Source organism: Chitinophaga sp. CF418, from assembly GCF_900142925.1.
Classification (GTDB): domain Bacteria; phylum Bacteroidota; class Bacteroidia; order Chitinophagales; family Chitinophagaceae; genus Chitinophaga.
Window position 1 is genome coordinate 210,128 of record NZ_FRCN01000005.1, and the last position, 17,877, is coordinate 228,004.

The window sequence follows — 17,877 nt, forward strand, 5'->3', positions numbered from 1 at the left end:
CTGTTGTTACTGTCGCTGTCCACGCACTGATTGTTGTACCAGCCGGTGCTACGTCGTTCACATTTACATTCTTCGCATCACTTGGACCGTTGTTGCTTACAGTAATGGTATACACCACATCCTGACCAGGCGTAAAGCCAGTAGCTGTTGTTGTTTTAACGACAGATACATCGGCTTTAGGTGTTGGTGTTGTAGAAGAAGAGGTATTATTGTTGTTACCAGGTGTAGGATCCGTTGTAGTGCTTGTTACTACAGCTGTGTTACTCAGGCTACCGGAGAAGGAAGCTGGAGTTTTCACGGTTACTTCATAAGTCACTACTGCTCCATCAGGGAAAGTTGCAATTGTCTCATTCAGGTTACCGGTACCGCTGGTGTTAGGCAGGGTAACTGTACCTGTTGTCACAGTGGCTGTCCAGGCACTGATTGTTGTACCAGCAGGTGCAACATCATTCACATTGACAGTCTTCGCATCACTTGGACCGTTGTTGGTTACAGTAATGGTATACACCACATCCTGACCAGGTATAAAGGTCGTCTGGCTCGCATCTTTCAGTTTCTTCACAGTAACGATATCAGCGATAGCCGCAGGGGTGATAGCAGGTGTAGTGCTGCTATTATCTGTCAGGTCATCATCCTGAGTTGTAGTCGTTACGGTAGCAGTATTGCTGATAGTAGCGGTGAAGGAGGCTGGCACATCTACAGTCACTACATAAGTCACTACCGCCCCATTTGGTAAGGTCGCGATAGTCTCATTCAGATTACCGGCACCGCTGGCATTAGGCAGGGTAACTGTACCGGTTGTTACTGTCGCTGTCCACGCACTGATTGTTGTACCAGCCGGTGCTACGTCGTTCACATTTACAGTCTTCGCATCACTTGGACCGTTGTTGCTTACAGTAATGGTATACACCACATCCTGACCAGGCGTAAAGCCAGTAGCTGTTGTTGTCTTAACGACAGATACATCGGCTTTAGGTGTTGGTGTTGTAGAAGAAGAGGTATTATTGTTATTACCCGGAGTAGGATCCGTTGTAGTACTTGTTACAACCGCGGTGTTATTCAGGCTACCGGAGAAGGAAGCAGGAGTTTTCACGGTTACTTCATAAGTCACTACTGCTCCATCAGGGAAAGTTGCAATTGTCTCGTTCAGGTTACCGGTACCGCTGGTGTTAGGCAGGGTAACTGTACCTGTTGTCACAGCCGCTGTCCAGGCACTGATTGTTGTACCAGCAGGTGCAACATCATTCACATTGACATTCTTCGCATCACTTGGACCGTTGTTGGTTACAGTAATGGTATACACCACATCCTGACCAGGTATAAAGGTCGTCTGGCTCGCATCTTTCAGTTTCTTCACAGTAACGATATCAGCGATAGCCGCAGGGGTGATAGCAGGTGTAGTGCTGCTATTATCCGTCAGGTCATCATCCTGGGTACTTGTCGTCACAGTAGCGGTATTGCTGATGGTAGCGGTGAAAGAGGCTGGCACATCTACAGTCACTGCATAAGTCACTACAGCGCCATTTGGTAAGGTCGCGATTGTCTCATTCAGGTTACCGCTACCACTTGCGTTAGGCAGGGTAACAGTACCTGTTGTTACAGCCGCTGTCCACGCACTGATTGTTGTACCAGCAGGTGCTACGTCGTTCACATTTACATTCTTCGCATCACTTGGACCGTTGTTGGTCACAGTGATGGTATATACCACATCCTGACCTGGAGTAAAGCCAGTAGCTGTTGTTGTTTTAACGACAGATACATCTGCTTTAGGTGTTGGTGTTGTAGAAGAAGAGGTATTATTGTTGTTACCCGGAGTAGGATCCGTTGTAGTGCTTGTTACAACAGCTGTGTTGCTCAGGCTACCGGAGAAAGAAGCAGGAGTTTTCACGGTTACTTCATAAGTCACTACTGCTCCATCAGGGAAAGTTGCAATTGTCTCGTTCAGGTTACCGGTACCGCTGGTGTTAGGCAGGGTAACCGTACCGGTTGTCACAGTGGCTGTCCAGGCGCTGATAGTTGTACCCACAGGGGCAACATCATTCACATTGACAGTCTTTGCATCACTTGGACCGTTGTTGGTTACAGTGATCACATATACTACATCCTGGCCTGGTACAAAAGTAGTCTGGCTCGCATCTTTCAGTTTCTTCACGGTAACGATATCAGCGATAGCCGCAGGGGTAATAGCAGGTGTGCTGCTGCTGTTATCTGTCTGATCATCATCCTGTGTACTCGTCGTTACAGTAGCAGTATTGCTGATTGTAGCGGTGAAGGAGGCTGGCACATCTACAGTCACTGCATAAGTCACTACAGCCCCATTTGGTAAGGTCGCGATTGTCTCATTCAGGTTACCAGTACCACTGGTATTAGGCAGGGTAACTGTACCTGTTGTTACTGTCGCTGTCCACGCACTGATTGTTGTACCAGCCGGTGCTACGTCGTTCACATTTACATTCTTCGCATCACTTGGACCGTTGTTGGTCACTGTGATAGTATATACCACATCCTGACCTGGAGTAAAGCCAGTAGCTGTTGTTGTTTTAACGACAGATACATCTGCTTTAGGTACAGGATTGATACCTGTTGTAGTACTGGTATTATTACCAGGTGTATCATCGGTTGTCGGGCTGGTTGCGGTAGCAGTATTGCTCAGCATACCTGCAAAAGCTGCCGGTGTTGACACAGTAACTGTATAGGTTACTTCTGCAGCATTCGGCAGGTTTGCAATAATCTGGTCCAGGTTACCAGTGCCACTGCTGGCAGGCAATGTTACAGTACCATTAGTTACAGCAGCAGTCCATGCGCTGATAGTTGTACCGCCTGGTGCTACGTCCTGTACTCTTACGTTCTGTGCATCACTTGGCCCATTGTTAGATACAACAATAGTATAAGTCACATCCTCGCCAGGTGCGAATGATACGGTGGAAGTAGTTTTAACTACAGATATATCAGCTTTAGGAGCCGGTGTCAATACACCTGAAGTACTGTTGTTATTTCCTGGCACATCGTCACGACTTGCAGTAGTTACTGCAGCAGTATTGCTCAGGTTACCGGTGCGGTCGGCGGGTACACTGAGCGTCACTACATATTGCACCACTGCTCCATTCGACATACTGTTAATGACGTTGTCAATATCTCCCGTACCACTGGTTATTATTGGAGATACAGTTCCTGCAATTACGCTGGCAGCCCATTCCTTAATAGTAGTGCCTGAAGGAGCCATATCCTTTACGTTCACATCTGTCGCATCACCGGGACCATTGTTGGTAACAGTGATTGTATAGATCACATCCTCTCCCGGAACATAGGTAGTCTTTGCAGCATCCTGTACTACTTTCACAGTAGCAATATCTGCTCCCGGTTCCAGTGTGATTGGCGTGGTTGTGCTGGTATTGTTGCCAGGCGTTTCATCCAGTACAGGGCTGGAAGCCGAAGCTGTATTGCTCAATCCACTGTTATAAGCAGCAGGTAATTTTATCTGTACTATATAGGTCACCTCCTCTCCTGCCGGTATACTGGCAATTGTCTCGTTGATATCGCCAACGCCATTGGTATGAGGTAAGGCAACAGCGCCGGTGGCTGTCGCAACCCAGGCGCTGATAGTAGTACCAGCCGGAGCAGCATCTGTTACATGAACATTTGTGGCTGTACTGGGACCATTATTTTTTACAGTGATCACATAGTTCACTGTTTCACCGGGGCTATAGGTCGTCTTTGTGGCGTCCTGTGTTGTCTTTACTACCACAATATCTGCACTGGCAACAACAGCAACACCACTGTTATATTTAATATTATTACAGTTCTCGGTAGTACCGCCATTCTTACATTCCACGTGTGGATCGGTAGGCGGAACAGCGGCATCCGGGTTGGTTGCATCCGGATCGGTCACGTCTTTTGGACGCATGATGCTGGCTTCTATATTAATGTTGCCTCCCGCCAGAGAAGGAGCAGCAGTACCTGTAAAGCTGAAGGTAATAATACAGCCGTTAGGTAAGTCGACCAGTGCGGTATAATTACCCGCACCATCGAGCGCAGCATTCCTCACAGTACCACAGCTTGTGTTGGCAGTTACTGCTGACAGGTCCGCAATTGTAAAACCGGCAGGCACTTTAATGGTAAAAGGCGCGCCGGTCACGTCGCTTGGACCGTTATTGACAACAACAACTTTATAGGTAACGGTTTTACCCACAGCAACCTGGGTAGTTGGCGTTGCAGGGGCAATACTCTGAATGGCAAGATCAGCTTCCACAATGTTAAGAGTGGTATTCTTGGACGCTAAATCACCAAGGATATAGGTCCAGGTATCCATTGCTCTCACATTCCCAAAGTCGGCACTCCATTTGTGTCCGTTTGTATTACTGGAAATACCGCTGCCACTGTTCCCATTAGACTTTGGGCTACTGGCGCCTGTTGCGTTAGCGAAAGAAGCATCATCCCAGTACACCACATCACTCTTTACGGTATTATCATCATTTAATTGTTCTATGATAAGGCCATTAGGGTTATTTTCCACGTCAATGAAAGGAAAATGTATTTCAGCTCCCTGCAGTTGTATATTGGCGGTAACTGAAGCTGTACCCAATGCAGGAGTTACACCCGCGCCGTCCTTCCCATCCCAGAAGATGCTGTTGTCACCTGCAACGGCTGTTCCGGTTATCTGCCTGGTCACAAAGGAACCGCTTCCTACCAGAGAGATACGGTAAGTACCGCCTACACTGGCATTAAACCTGATATAAGCGCCCTTCTTGCTCACCTGTCCGGAAGTACCTTCCACACCATCCACACTGATATTGGCCACCGTAGGTATGATCTTCGCGCCTCTCAGCCAGGTTGTTTTACCTCCGGGCATATTGGCGGTAGCCGGCATGTCGGTAGCCGGTACATTATAGAACATTTTTTGCGTTATACTAAATGTACCATCATCCGATCTGGGGTCCCATATATTAAAGTCCGTTCCCGGAGCCGTTCCGGCAACACTTTTATAAATAGGTTCACCGGCATCAGTAGCATTTGCAGTAAGCCCTTTGTTGTTTACAAAGGCCACAAAACCGATACCGCTTGATCCGTTATTATTTACTTTATAAACATATCCATCTTTTGTCAACACATAAATAACACCGCGATAGTTACCGTAGTCTACATACATATTGAGTACATTCGTATACACCCTTCCCGGTATAATCGTTCCACCTGCATTTCTCACGGAAATATCCCAGGCCGCGATAGCGCTGCTTGCAGCATTTTGGGTCCATGCCGCATCTGCGGCTGCATTAGCACCCGCACCTTCTGTAATAGTAGCAGGAGGATTAGTGGATACCAGTTCTATCTTCCACAATCCCGCCTGTCCTGCGCCAGCTACCTGTGAAAAAGGCGTATAACCCACCCATGGTCCCTGTAGCTCCTGGGTGCGATTGGCTATCTTACCTACAGTACTACTACCTACCGTCGAAGAGTATACGGTTCCATCAGGCGCAGTCAGGATGATCTGCCCTGATCCTATCCCCTGCGCACTGCTGGCTGCGCCCAGGGTTTCACCCACCTTGAGATAAGCATAATGTACCCCCTTGTTGGTCAGGGTCCATCCGGCCTTTGTTCCTGTTGTAGAGACAAGGAACGCCCGACCACCTGCTATGCCGCTGGGGTAAAGGTCCTTCGAACCTTCCGCATAGCCCCGGTGGCTTGTCAGCAAGCCGGACATGATGAATAAAAGGGAAAACGTCGCTTTGTAGAGTCTATTCATAAATATTGAATAAGTAATAAATATTCCGGCGGAAAAGTATCCCGCACGGACATAATCGTCCCAACAAGACAAGGTCCTTGTCATGCAAATATGTTCGTAAGAATAATGTGTTGCGATAGAAATAGCATGGAGTCCCCATTAGGGCACCTGGTGGTTTCCTTTACATGTTACAGCCAGCTTTTTTCTCATTAATTCACAGGGTCCTTAGTCACAGTTTCGGGTCTTTTTTCAGGATTCTTATCAACAACATAGTATCTTAATAGTATCTGTATCTTATAGTATCTTATAGCATTTTCAACCACTAAACAAAACACCTATACGAATCAGGTTAATTTTGCGCCACAAAAGTAGTCTACCATCCCTCATTCATGCATAGTAAATATTTGACATACTTGTAGTACAATTACTACAACCTGTCGATTGACATTACATAATAAAATATTATAACTTTGCTTTATATGCCTTGAAGGCCACGTAACCATATACCTATTTATCCGTTAATGATGAACTATATCCTTATTGCCCATGAGCCCTCGATCATGCGTGATGGCCTTTCTGAGATCATTACCATGTTGCCCGCGCCCGTTACCGTACTAATGGTGCAAACCGCAGATGATGTCATAGCAGCTATGAAAACACAGACTTTTAACCTACTTGTCCTGAGCAGACATTTTCCGGGTATTGATACTCAGTCAATGATGAATATGATCAGAAAACAATCTCCTGCCACCAGGATATTGCTCTTTTCCTCCCGTAGTGAAAAAGCAGTGATCATAGATTCACTATACGAGGAAGCAGATGGCTATCTGTCCAAAAACTCCACAGAAGAGGAAATACAACTGACCCTCTCTTCCCTGCTGAAAGAGGAAAAAGAAATGCCGCTATACGTACCCTCATCCTCCAATCCTTTATCACAACTTTCTTCCCGGGAAATAGAGGTCATGAACCTGTTGATAAAAGGCCTTCCCTTACTGAAAATTGCAGCGAAAATGGAACTGCAACTCACAACAGTAAGCACTTACAAGACCCGCATTTTTAAGAAACTGGAAATCAATTCAATAGTAGAATTGCTGGAAAAGATCAATATCTACGGCGCGCGGAGAGCAGTATAGCACATTAAACAACACAACTGGCGGGCTTTCCAGGCTGATAAATTAAATTTTTATCATTTGAATATTATTTTTAACTTTATAAGCCAGCTATCCTGCCAGCTGCGTATATATACTATTATTAATAGCCCCAAACACCCGGTTTCCAAATGGACAAGTCATTTCGTATTATTATCTACGTTGTACTTGCACTCACGTGTATCAACGCCCTCATTACCTTCTTTGAGAAAAGCCAGTTAAAACAGATCCAGAAGAACATCGAAGCCTCTCAGAGAAATATTGACACCGCGCTTATTTACATCAATGCTTCCCGCGCAAGACTGGATTCCCTGCAGGGAGACGTTGACAAGTTCAAGTACTACATCAAGAACATCCAGGCCAATGTTTCTATTTTAAACACCAAAAAAGAAATAGAGGAAGCGAAGTCGAATGTCAAATTAAAAGAGACACTTAAAGAACTAAATGAAAAAGTGGAGAACTTTAAAGAAGAACTGAAGGCCACAGACAGTCTTCCTCCTTTTGACGTTAAACCCCTGTAAACTGACATTTACATATGAAACCATTCACCTTGCCCAAGCTGTTGCTTGCAATATTCTTCTGCCTAGCCGCCACACAGGGATATGCACAGGACCGCCTCAAAACTTTCAAAGACAGTTCAGGTACCAGCATCTACAGCATTTACAGAGGCGACACACTGCTCATTCATTGCGACACTGCATTTATACTGAATAAAACCACTTTCAGCATCTACAAAAAATTCTATGATAAAACCCGCCAGGGCAACAGCTCCTTTACGGGTATCATGGATAGCTATGAAAATATGATCCGCCAGCAGGACACCATGCTGAAACAGAAAGAGATTTATTATCAGCAACTGAAACAGCAGTTTGATTCGCTGTCCGGCAGCTCTCTCGCTTTCATGGACAAAACCAGCACAAGTCTGCAGGGCATCTCATCTTCCCTGGATAAAGCGACTACCAGCCTGGTGGAAACACAAAAGCTGCTGGCAGACTCCCGTAAAATGCTGGAGGAAGAACGCAGAAAGCGGAATTCCAGGGCCCTGAAATTCGGTATCGGCGGTGCAGTAATAGGAGCACTCGTCGCAGCACTGATAGCCAGCAATTAAGGCTGTCAGCCGAATACAATAACATTTTTAGTTAACTTGCCTCATTCACCATATGATCGGGAATGAAGGCTATATCAATATATAATATATCGAAACTGTCCGGCATCTTTTCGCTGGCAGACAGACGTGATGATTTTCTTTTCATCGGGGAAGAAAATTACACGCCATCTACCGAAGAGCCTTTCAGAACAGATACATATGCCATTGCATTTCTGAAACAAGGACAGCTAAGCGTCACAGCCGGGTTGAGTACCGGCATCATTACCGGTCCCTCCCTGCTTACGATAGGGCCACACATCATACGTAGCATCCATAAGGTGGAGAATAATCCCCGGCTGGACCTGATCTTTTTCAAGGAAAGTTTCTTCCTGGAAAACCAGTCCGATATTTTTTACCTCCTGAAGTATGGCTTTTTCGAGAATGATGATTCACATATAATTCCCTTGTCAGCGGAACAGGTGCAGCGATTTTCCGCCATCTATGACCTCCTGGGAGCAACCATCCACGAAGCGCATCCTCATACAGAAAGCATTGTCAGAAGTTACCTGAATGTGTTGCTCTGTGAAACAGATGCCGCTGCCGCCCGCTTAAAAGAAGCCAACCCGGGCACTTCCTCCAGAACGCATCCCCTGTTAGCTAATTTTAAGAACCTGCTGTCGAAAGAGGTCTTACAGCAACACGCTGTGCGGTTCTATGCATCCCAGCTGAATGTAACGCCCAAATACCTCTCTGAGGTCATAAAAGAACAAACCGGCAGAACCGCAGGAGAATGGATAGACCAGACCCTTATCCTTGAAGCCAAGGTATTGCTACAGCGGAAAGACCTGACCATTTCCCAGATAAGTGACCTGCTCAATTTCTCCGACCAGTCCGTCTTCGGTAAATTTTTCAAGGTAAATACCGGCATGTCACCGCTCACCTACCGGAATTCCCTCACCTGAACAACATTTCCTCCTTATCAGACCAGAATAACGGAAAAAGCAACCAATCTGTCCTGTCAACCGTAAAAACGACGAATAACTCCGTGTTTCCGCCCTTCCCCTGCGTCTCATTCTATATGACCTTTGTTTTGACAATCAGAGATCATGAAAGAGCAGAAAAATCATATTAAGGACTTACTTCTCCTCACGGCAGAAGTGATGTTCGCGGAAAATGGTTACGAGGGAACCACCGTAAGAGATATCGCTGCCAAAGCAGGGGTCAATCCAGCCCTCATCTATTATCATTTTGAGTCCAAAGAGCATCTGTACAAATCTATTTTTGAACTGAGATTTCGCCTGCTGACAGACAGGCTCAGCGTATTGCGGGTAAATACAACAGCTGGCAGCTTTGAAAAGTTGCTTAGTTACATAACAGTTTACATTGCCGGTATCAGGGACAATTTTTATTTCTACCGTATTCTGAACAGTGAGATATTTTCCTTCCGGAACCACTCCTTCAAGATGGCAATCCTGGACTATGCCAAAGCAAGCAGCAATATATTCAGGGAGGTAATAAAAGATGGTATTGTCAGCAATGAATTCCGCAACATTGACGCAGACCTTTTTTTGATGACATTATTCCATCTGTTGCATCAGATCATTGGCAGATCGCCACTTGCAAGCGAACTGCTCAACCTGGAAGAGATAACAGAAGAAAAGATTGCTGACCGCATTAAAAACTTCATCAGTCATCAACTCTGTTCGCCCCGTACTTCCTTGTCACAACAGCCATAATAAAAGCATCAATTACCATGAAAAGTATAATTAAACAAGTGCTTACGTTCCTGCCGGCGGTTCTTCTGTCTTTACCTTTATTTGCACAGGACTCCGTCTATAAAGTCTCTTTGCGCGATGTATTGGAACTGGCAAAGCAAAAAAACAGGCAGATCAATATTGCACAAACGGAACAAGACGCAGTGGATGCAGATCTGAGGGATGCACAACTCAGCAAACTTCCGCTGGTAAACATAAACAGCAGTTACCAGCGATTCAGTAAAGTTACCCTTTACGACGGCGGACTGTCCGACGGACATAGCATCAAGCGCCCTCCAACTCCAAACAGCGCAGCCCTCGGAGTGGAATCTGCTGTCACCATATTTGCCGGGGGCAGACAGAATGCTGCAATCAGGGAACAACAGATCAGAAAAGACCTTGCCTCCCTGAATACACTCGACCTGTCCGGTAATATATTCCTCCAGGCCATATCAGCTTATCTTAACATCATCCGTTTGCAGGAACAGGATACTGTTATCATTGAACAGATAAAACGTGCAGAAACACGTGTTAAAAATATAGAAACACTCTTCCGCAACCAGAAAGTAACAAGAAGTGACCTGTTAAGAGCACAGCTCATCCTGGACAATCAGCGACTCAGCCGTGAACAGAATGAAAACGATCTTGCCATTGCTATCTCCAGGCTGGATGTATTACTGGACCTGCCGCGGCATACACAAATTATTCCAACGGATACGGTTAATGGCGAAAAGCCGGGAACTGCCTCACTCAGAGATCTTGTCAACAGCGCCCGGGAAACCTCCTATGCAATACTGAGATCTCAACAGCAGCTGAAATTGCAGGAAAACAGGATCAAAGCTATCAAAGGTGCTTATCTGCCTACTCTGCAGTTATATTCCGCCTACGGCGTGAACTATCCCAATAACCTTGTGTTTCCACCGGTAGATCAGGCATATTCAGTCGGATTTATAGGTGTAAAGGCACAATATAGCCTCTCTTCATTATATCATAATAAGAACAAGGAAAAAGCCGCAAAGCTTCGTCTGAATGCATTACAGACCCAGGAATCAGCTATCAGGGATGATGTAGACCAGGAAGCCAACGCGCTTTATATCAAATACGGTGAATCGCTTAACAGGATAACTGTTGCCGAATCATCTATAGAACAAGCCAGCGCCAACTACAGGATCGTCAGTGCCAAGTACTTCAATCAGCTCGCATTGCTGACAGACCTGCTGGACGCAGACAATCTGTACCTGGAATCAAAATATAATCTTATTAAATCCCAGACAGACGCACTGGCCTTTTACTACAGATTGCTGTACACAAGCGGTAAGCTCTGATCAGCATCCTTTACTCATTCTTAAACCTTTTACTATATGTCACAGGCAACCAATAAAACCAGCTCCCGCATCAGCCAGATGATAATGACCAGCATAGCACTCATCATTATTCTCATCGCCCTTATCTACTTCTATAAAATGTTCAACAGAACACGGCATTTTGAAGAAACCAACGATGCACAGGTAGAAGCATATATCAACCCGGTGTCAGCAAGAGCAGCAGGTTACATTCAGCAGATATTGTTTGAAGAGAACCAATGGGTAAACAAGGGTGACACCCTGGTGATCCTGGACGACAGGGAATACAGGAACAAGGTACAGGAAGCCGAAGCCGCCTTACAGGATTCATACGCGCAACAGCTTGTACTGGATGCCAGTATCTCGGCGGCGCAATCAGGTACTTATATCAACAAAGATCAGATCTCTTCTGCACAGGCCAGACTATGGCAACAGCAGCAGGATATCAAAAGATATGAGAACCTGGTGAAGGAAGAAGCAGCTACCGGACAGGAATACGAACAGGTAAAGGCACGGTATGATGTGGCAATGAGTGAATTCAACGCTGCCAACAATACCCTCAAAACCAGCTATTCAAAAATCGATGAACTGAAAAGCAGAAAAAGCCTGCTGGCTGCAGACCGGAAAAGAAAAGAAACACAACTGGACTTTGCCCGCATCAATCTTGGATATACAGTGATCACTGCTCCATATAGCGGACGCCTGGGTAGAAAAGTGATACAGGAAGGACAGCAGATCCAGGCCGGGCAGCCACTGGTTTCTATCGTAAATGAAAACAGCAAGTGGATCACCGCCAATTTTAAGGAAACACAGCTATCAGCCATGCGTGAAGGTAAATCCGTGGATATACAGATTGACGCCATTCCTGGCAGGGTGTTCAAAGGAAGGATAACATCTGTCTCCCCCAGTACCGGCGCTAAATTTTCGCTGTTACCTCCCGATAATTCAACGGGCAACTTCGTAAAGATCACTCAACGCATCCCTGTAAAAATAGCATTTACTGATACCTCCCTTGCCGATGTTAAAGTTGGTATGAATGCAGTCATTATCGTTAAAAAATAGCATCATGAACGCACCGGACTTTTTCAAACCTTGGGTAAAAAACAGAAAAGGGATTCTCTGGATAGGCCTCTTCCTCGTTCTTCTCTCTGGCATTGTCCAATTCGGGCTCTATGCCCTTAACCAGAACTATGTGATAAGTCACTTCGGTGCGCAGCCGGAAGACGTCAGCCTGTCCCTGCAGCTGACCTATGTAGGCATTCTGGCCATTCTACCCATTCAGTTCAGGTTTCTGCGTTACTTTGAAAGAAGGTCCTATATGATCTTCATTATCATTGCCGGTATGCTGCTCAGCATAGCCAGTATGTACACAACAGATATCTTTGTCTTTATGGGCCTGCGGCTGATGACAGGTATTGTAGTGGCCTGTATAGCAGGGTCGGTTCTGACGTTGTATTTTGCCAGCCTCCCTCCTGCCAAAGCTACTGCGATCGGTTCCACCATATTTTATACCACTATCCTGGCCAATTCGTTCATAATAGGCATATTGAGCGCCTGGGTCACGGACAATTATGACTGGCCTAATATCTACAAATACCTGATAGCCTTCCAGGTCTTTGCCCTTCTCATTGTGCTGCTGCTGCTGAAGCCCGCAAGCGGGATGAAAAGATACCCGCTGTATCAGATAGACTGGTTCGGATTTGTGACGATGCTATCTACCGGTATCAGCCTGGCATATACTTTTATCTATGGACCTAAATACTACTGGTTTACAGACCAGCGTATAATGTTGTCAGCCTTCATCGCGGTGATAAGCATCGGGATACTGTATTACCGCCAGACAACGCTGAAAAGGCCATATCTCCATCCGGCAGTACTTAAATCAAAACAGTTCATTACCGGTCTCCTTTTACTGGTAGTGTACTTTGGTGCAAAAGATAGCATTAACCTGATCTACGGATATTGTGCAACTGTTCTGAAATGGGACACTTATAAAATTATGTGGCTGGCAGCGTTTAACTTTTCAGCTGTACTCATCTCCACGATCGTAGCAATATTGATGCTTAGCAGGAAAGTTCCTTTCCGTGTGCTGTTTATCCTGGGATTAACTTCCCTGGCTATTTATCACATCTGGATGTATTTCACCTTTACTCCGGATATAACATTCTCAGATCTCAGCTGGCCGGTCTTCTTCCAGGGAGCGGCGTCAGGTTTCCTTTTTGTGCCAGTCATTGTTTACACCGTATCCGGCTTACCGGCGTTTACAGGGTTTACCGGCATCAGCCTTGCTACGATATCAAGGTTTATCACCGGCTTGAATAGCACCGCCGGATTTTACACGCTGCAGTTGTACTTTAACCAGTTGAACAGGGAAAAATTCCTGCGTAACATTACCGATATGAATGACAACTTTTCACAAAGGTTCAATCAGTTTGTACAATTGTTCCGCTCCAAAGGCTTCAGTGCAGATCAGGCAAATGCCCTGGCCCATACCAATATCAACAGAGCGCTTATAGTACAGTCCCAGTTAATGACAAATATGTATGTATTCAAGCTCATGTTCGTTGTTTCGGTAACGGTATTGCTACTCCTGATAATCGGGCCATACGTTAGTAAAGCCTTCCGTTCCCTGATCCATCTTAAAAACGTGCCCGCCTTAAAGTGAGCACCGGAATATATCGGGGGAAATATTTCTTAATCCAGAACAAGATTTTCAGCTACAATAACATCGATCTTTAGTTCCTCAAATTATTAACACCATGAATACCAATACCATTAACTTTTCACAGCTGTTTCTGAGGCTTGCTTTCGCCGTAACGCTCTTATCCGCTGTAGCAGACAGACTGGGAATATGGGGACCTCCGGGAGCACCGAATGTAGCCTGGGGCGATTGGGAGCATTTCCTGGCCTATTCCAACAAACTAAACTTTTATGTATCTCCTCAGGTTGGCAACATCCTGGCGATCCTGGCAACAGCGCTGGAGGTTATCTTTGCTGTGATGTTCCTGATTGGATATAAGATCAAACTGGCATCATGGGGTACATGCCTGTTAATGGTAATCTTTGCATTAAGCATGACTGTTGCAATGGGTGTTAAACCACCACTTTCCTATTCCGTATGGACATCAGCAGGAGCAGCTGCATTGCTGGGATCCATCAATAAATACAAATGGAGCATTGATAATCTGAAATAACCGGATAATTCTCTTGTTTAGTTACAGCCTGCCTTATGCTGCTATAGTATCAGGGCAGGCTTTTTTGCTTAATACATTGTCCCTGATATCATCCACCGTCTTCCTCCGGCCTGCCAGGCAAAATCCTCCTAAAATCCTTCCACTGTTTTTTGTTAAAAATGAAAATAGTCCTGCTTTTTTTCAGAATATTTCTATATTTGCGTAACCAGTTACATAATTAACTACATAAACCGTCTTACCATGAGCTTTTTTGATACTGTGGGCAAGTTTGCCGTAGGGAGCAGGCTGCGCTTATTAACGGAAAAAATAACGGAAGATGCCGCTCAGATCTACAATATGTATGGCATAGATATGAACCCGAAATGGTTTCCTGTATTCTATGTACTGTCGCGGGGCGAAGCGATGACCATCACCGCTATTGCCAAAGAGATCGGACACTCCCACCCCTCTGTGAGTAAAATCATTAGTGAGATGGTGGAGAAGGGCCTGGTGAGAGAGAAAAAAGATAAAACAGATGGGCGCAGAAACATGGTTAGTCTTTCTGCCAAAGGCAAAGAGATCACCGGTAAAATAGAGGAACAATATACTGATGTCAGAAACGCCATAGAAGCCATTTCTGCCAATACCAGGCACGACCTGTGGAAAGCCATTGCAGAATGGGAATTCCTGCTGGAAGAGAAGAGCCTTCTGCGCTGGGTGCAGGAACAGAAAAAAGAAAGAGAGAGCCGGAAGGTGAAGATCGTCGATTATACACCGGCCTATCAGCAGGCATTCAAAGACCTGAATGTGGAATGGATCTCTACCTATTTCAAGATGGAAGAAGCTGATTATAAAGCCCTCGACAATCCGCAGGGATACATACTGGACAACGGCGGACATATCCTTATTGCTTTGTATAATGATGTGCCTATGGGTGTATGCGCTCTCATTAAAATGAAAGACGCTGAATACGACTACGAGCTGGCTAAAATGGCCGTATCTCCTGCTGCTCAGGGTAAAAGCATCGGCTGGCTGCTGGGCAGCGCTATACTTGAAAAAGCGAGATCATTGGGCGCAAAGAAAATATACCTGGAAAGCAATACGGTTCTGAAACCTGCTATTAATCTGTATTATAAATTAGGGTTTGAAAAGATAGTGGGACATCCTTCGCCGTACGAACGGTGTAATATACAGATGGAACGGGTGTTGTGAATATAATTTGTAGTTTCCCGTGTATCTCGTATTTTTCCTCCATGCAACGTAACAGAATCCTACTCTATGGAGCCAATGGTTATACCGGGGAACTGATCGCCCGGTATGCTGGTCAATACGGCTTAACACCTATCCTTGCCGGCAGGAAAAAAACTGCCATTGAGGCCCTTGCAAAAGAACTTAACCTGGATTTCCGCATTATCGAACTGGATGACAGTGCCGGCTTAAGAGCCGCCCTGGAAGATATATCATTGGTTATACAAGCCGCAGGCCCTTATCATATCACCGCTCAGCCGATGATAGATGCCTGCCTGGCAACCAATACACATTACATTGACCTGAATGGCGACCTCGATGTATTTGAGTTACTGCAGGGTTATGATCAGCAGGCCAAAGCGAAAGATATTATGATATTGCCCGGCGCTGGTTTTGACGTGGTACCGACAGACTGCCTGGCATTATCCTTAAAACAGCAGTTGCCGGATGCAGACCATCTCACAATCGCCTTCGCTGTTATCGGTAGTGCCTTGTCACGGGGTACTTCCATCAGCACCTTACATAAACTGGGTACTCCCGGCGCCATCCGCAAAAACGGGCAGATCGCATATGAACCCATGGGGAAAAAAGGAATGTCTGTCAAATTTCCCGGTCATAAAGATCCTGTCTTTGTCATGAGTATTCCATGGGGAGATATCAGTACGGCTTACTTCTCCACAGGCATTCCCAACATCACTACATACACTGCAATAAATAAAGGGGCCTGGTACTTCCTGAAAGCCCAGCCTTTATTCAACTGGCTGTTAAAAACCTCCTTTCTGCGAGGCATCATCCTGAGCATCTTTAAAATGCAATCTGCCGGCCCAAATCAGGCAGTACGCGATAAAGCAGTCAGTCATATCTGGGGAAAGGTCACAAATGCAAAAGGAGCCACTGTGGAAGCCAATATGGAGACACCGGAGGCATATTCCCTGACTGCCTATGCAATACTCATTATTTCGAAGAAAATTATAAACGGAGAATATAAGCCTGGCTACCAAACGCCTGCCAGTGCTTATGGGCCTGATCTGATTATGGAAATTCCCGGTGTAAAACGGGAGATAACACGTAAATAAAAAAGGGTGTATCAGATTTTTGATACACCCTTTTTTATGGTACAAAATCAAGGCCTGTCATCGTTTGGGAAGCTCCCCGAGCCTTCATTTTTTTCCAATATATCCTCCAGACATTATTTAAACTTCAGGTTCAGCGATACTATATTTGAACTCATGTTTATGTTCTTCACGTAATGTCCGTAGCGCAATTCAATCATATTAAAATGCTGCATTCCCAGCACTCCCCGCGGCGGCGCCAAACGGATACCAGCCCCTACAAAATTGCTGCTAAACTTTGAAAGATCATAGTTGCTCGTATAATACTGATCGCCACTGGTATGTTGCTGATAAGGAGCAAAATATTTTACCGCCGACTGCGTGTAATACCTGTAAAAAGGACTCACTGACACAAATGGCGTGATCTTTACCGGCACTTCTATGTTAGCAGTATGCGAAGTCAGCCCCCAGTCATCGGTGTAGAAGCGATAGTAAGTCTTTATGATAAACCTGTCTCCAAGGAAATAGTTGGCCCTGAAACCCAGTGGTAACTTCAGCCGGCTATCCGGCAGCGTCTCCTGATGTACCGATCCGTCAGTAAAATATACCCGATAAAAAGGCAGTCCCAGATAACCCGACTGACTAACCAGGTCGGCCAGTAACGTAACCTGCAGACGTTGATTGATTATCTGCGAATAAGACAAAGATGCCGCATAGGTATTTCTGTTGGCCGTGGGATAGTTCTTATCCTCTTCACCGCCCGGCCGCAATTCTACAGGGGCAATCAGTTTTACCCTGTCCAGGTAAGTTTGAAGCTTTGCTGAAAACTCCCCGTTCCTGTTCCTTGTTTTCTTTGCAAAGCTGACGTTGGCACCGAACGACTTGTAGTCAAACTCAGTTGAAGCAGACACCCCTATTCCGAAGGTAGTTCCTTTCTTCTCATTCTCTACACTCCAGGTCAATGATGGATAGATCCTGGTATCAGCATGAGATGCCGATGAATTAGCTTTCAGATCAATCTTGTCTGAAGATGCCGAAGTATAATTATCCAGGCCGATCTCTATATCAAAAGTATGCTTACGGTTTTTCCTGTCATACTTAAACAACCTTACATCAAATACATTCGCAATATCTGTCAGCTTTTGAGAACCAATACCTCCTGTGACAGCTGCGTTTTCACCATTCTGGTGATAATAGCTCGATACCAGATTGATTTCCTCTACCTTTAATTTTCTGCTCTCATACCCCGTGCTGTCTTTTACCTCCTGCGCATTGGCGCGCAGAATACCGAGGATGGCAGCCGCTGTAAAAAAAATCCGTTTCATAGATACATTGTTTCATTACTCCTGAAAA

13 protein-coding genes are annotated in these 17,877 nt (G+C 45.5%); 11 read left to right on the top strand and 2 right to left on the bottom strand.

Going from position 1 to position 17,877, the window contains the following annotated elements; translation table 11 throughout:
- On the bottom strand, window positions 1–5,740 hold a 5,740-nt coding region (locus F3I09_RS13215; RefSeq protein ID WP_188133794.1), incomplete at its 3' end, for an S-layer family protein.
- A 500-nt stretch (window positions 5,741–6,240) separates the two neighbouring features.
- On the opposite strand from F3I09_RS13215, the gene F3I09_RS13220 reads away from it, so the two are divergent.
- The 11 genes from F3I09_RS13220 (at window position 6,241) to F3I09_RS13270 (ending at window position 16,548) form a co-directional block, all read left to right on the top strand.
- Window positions 6,241–6,852 (top strand): response regulator transcription factor, encoded by a 612-nt coding sequence (locus F3I09_RS13220; protein WP_149695502.1) that lies wholly within the window; start codon window positions 6,241–6,243, stop codon window positions 6,850–6,852.
- 146 nt (window positions 6,853–6,998) lie between these two features.
- Window positions 6,999–7,388, top strand: a complete 390-nt coding sequence (locus tag F3I09_RS13225) for a hypothetical protein (protein WP_149695503.1) — start codon at window positions 6,999–7,001, stop codon at window positions 7,386–7,388.
- A 14-nt stretch (window positions 7,389–7,402) separates the two neighbouring features.
- Window positions 7,403–7,975, top strand: coding sequence for a hypothetical protein (locus F3I09_RS13230; protein ID WP_149695504.1), 573 nt, complete (start codon window positions 7,403–7,405; stop codon window positions 7,973–7,975).
- Between the two features lie 62 nt (window positions 7,976–8,037).
- A complete protein-coding gene (locus F3I09_RS13235) occupies window positions 8,038–8,916 on the top strand; it encodes an AraC family transcriptional regulator (protein WP_149695505.1) in 879 nt (292 codons plus the stop codon).
- Window positions 8,917–9,060: 144 nt separating this feature from the next.
- Complete coding sequence (locus F3I09_RS13240) at window positions 9,061–9,690, top strand: TetR/AcrR family transcriptional regulator (protein ID WP_149695506.1); 630 nt, start codon at window positions 9,061–9,063, stop codon at window positions 9,688–9,690.
- Window positions 9,691–9,707: 17 nt separating this feature from the next.
- Complete coding sequence (locus F3I09_RS13245) at window positions 9,708–11,033, top strand: TolC family protein (protein WP_149695507.1); 1,326 nt, start codon at window positions 9,708–9,710, stop codon at window positions 11,031–11,033.
- Window positions 11,034–11,069: 36 nt separating this feature from the next.
- Window positions 11,070–12,113, top strand: coding sequence for an HlyD family secretion protein (locus tag F3I09_RS13250; RefSeq protein ID WP_223233228.1), 1,044 nt, complete (start codon window positions 11,070–11,072; stop codon window positions 12,111–12,113).
- Window positions 12,114–12,117: 4 nt separating this feature from the next.
- Entirely contained in the window at window positions 12,118–13,716 is a 1,599-nt protein-coding gene (locus F3I09_RS13255; RefSeq protein ID WP_149695508.1) for an MFS transporter, read from the top strand.
- A 94-nt stretch (window positions 13,717–13,810) separates the two neighbouring features.
- Window positions 13,811–14,245, top strand: a complete 435-nt coding sequence (locus tag F3I09_RS13260; protein ID WP_149695509.1) for a MauE/DoxX family redox-associated membrane protein — start codon at window positions 13,811–13,813, stop codon at window positions 14,243–14,245.
- 240 nt (window positions 14,246–14,485) lie between these two features.
- Window positions 14,486–15,436, top strand: coding sequence for a GNAT family N-acetyltransferase (locus F3I09_RS13265; RefSeq protein WP_149695510.1), 951 nt, complete (start codon window positions 14,486–14,488; stop codon window positions 15,434–15,436).
- A 41-nt stretch (window positions 15,437–15,477) separates the two neighbouring features.
- Window positions 15,478–16,548, top strand: coding sequence for a trans-acting enoyl reductase family protein (locus F3I09_RS13270; protein WP_149695511.1), 1,071 nt, complete (start codon window positions 15,478–15,480; stop codon window positions 16,546–16,548).
- Between the two features lie 113 nt (window positions 16,549–16,661).
- On the opposite strand, the gene F3I09_RS13275 is transcribed toward F3I09_RS13270, so the two are convergent.
- Window positions 16,662–17,849, bottom strand: coding sequence for a DUF3570 domain-containing protein (locus F3I09_RS13275; RefSeq protein ID WP_149695512.1), 1,188 nt, complete (start codon window positions 17,847–17,849; stop codon window positions 16,662–16,664).
- Window positions 17,850–17,877: the final 28 nt, after the last annotated feature.

What these genes read in the sequence shown, in the direction of transcription:
- F3I09_RS13220 (WP_149695502.1), top strand. Translation starts at nt 6,241, where the DNA reads ATGATGAACTATATCCTTATTGCCCATGAGCCCTCGATCATGCGTGAT.
- F3I09_RS13225 (WP_149695503.1), top strand. Translation starts at nt 6,999, where the DNA reads ATGGACAAGTCATTTCGTATTATTATCTACGTTGTACTTGCACTCACG.
- F3I09_RS13230 (WP_149695504.1), top strand. Translation starts at nt 7,403, where the DNA reads ATGAAACCATTCACCTTGCCCAAGCTGTTGCTTGCAATATTCTTCTGC.
- F3I09_RS13235 (WP_149695505.1), top strand. Translation starts at nt 8,038, where the DNA reads ATGAAGGCTATATCAATATATAATATATCGAAACTGTCCGGCATCTTT.
- F3I09_RS13240 (WP_149695506.1), top strand. Translation starts at nt 9,061, where the DNA reads ATGAAAGAGCAGAAAAATCATATTAAGGACTTACTTCTCCTCACGGCA.
- F3I09_RS13245 (WP_149695507.1), top strand. Translation starts at nt 9,708, where the DNA reads ATGAAAAGTATAATTAAACAAGTGCTTACGTTCCTGCCGGCGGTTCTT.
- F3I09_RS13250 (WP_223233228.1), top strand. Translation starts at nt 11,070, where the DNA reads ATGTCACAGGCAACCAATAAAACCAGCTCCCGCATCAGCCAGATGATA.
- F3I09_RS13255 (WP_149695508.1), top strand. Translation starts at nt 12,118, where the DNA reads ATGAACGCACCGGACTTTTTCAAACCTTGGGTAAAAAACAGAAAAGGG.
- F3I09_RS13260 (WP_149695509.1), top strand. Translation starts at nt 13,811, where the DNA reads ATGAATACCAATACCATTAACTTTTCACAGCTGTTTCTGAGGCTTGCT.
- F3I09_RS13265 (WP_149695510.1), top strand. Translation starts at nt 14,486, where the DNA reads ATGAGCTTTTTTGATACTGTGGGCAAGTTTGCCGTAGGGAGCAGGCTG.
- F3I09_RS13270 (WP_149695511.1), top strand. Translation starts at nt 15,478, where the DNA reads ATGCAACGTAACAGAATCCTACTCTATGGAGCCAATGGTTATACCGGG.
- F3I09_RS13275 (WP_149695512.1), bottom strand. Translation starts at nt 17,849, where the DNA reads ATGAAACGGATTTTTTTTACAGCGGCTGCCATCCTCGGTATTCTGCGC.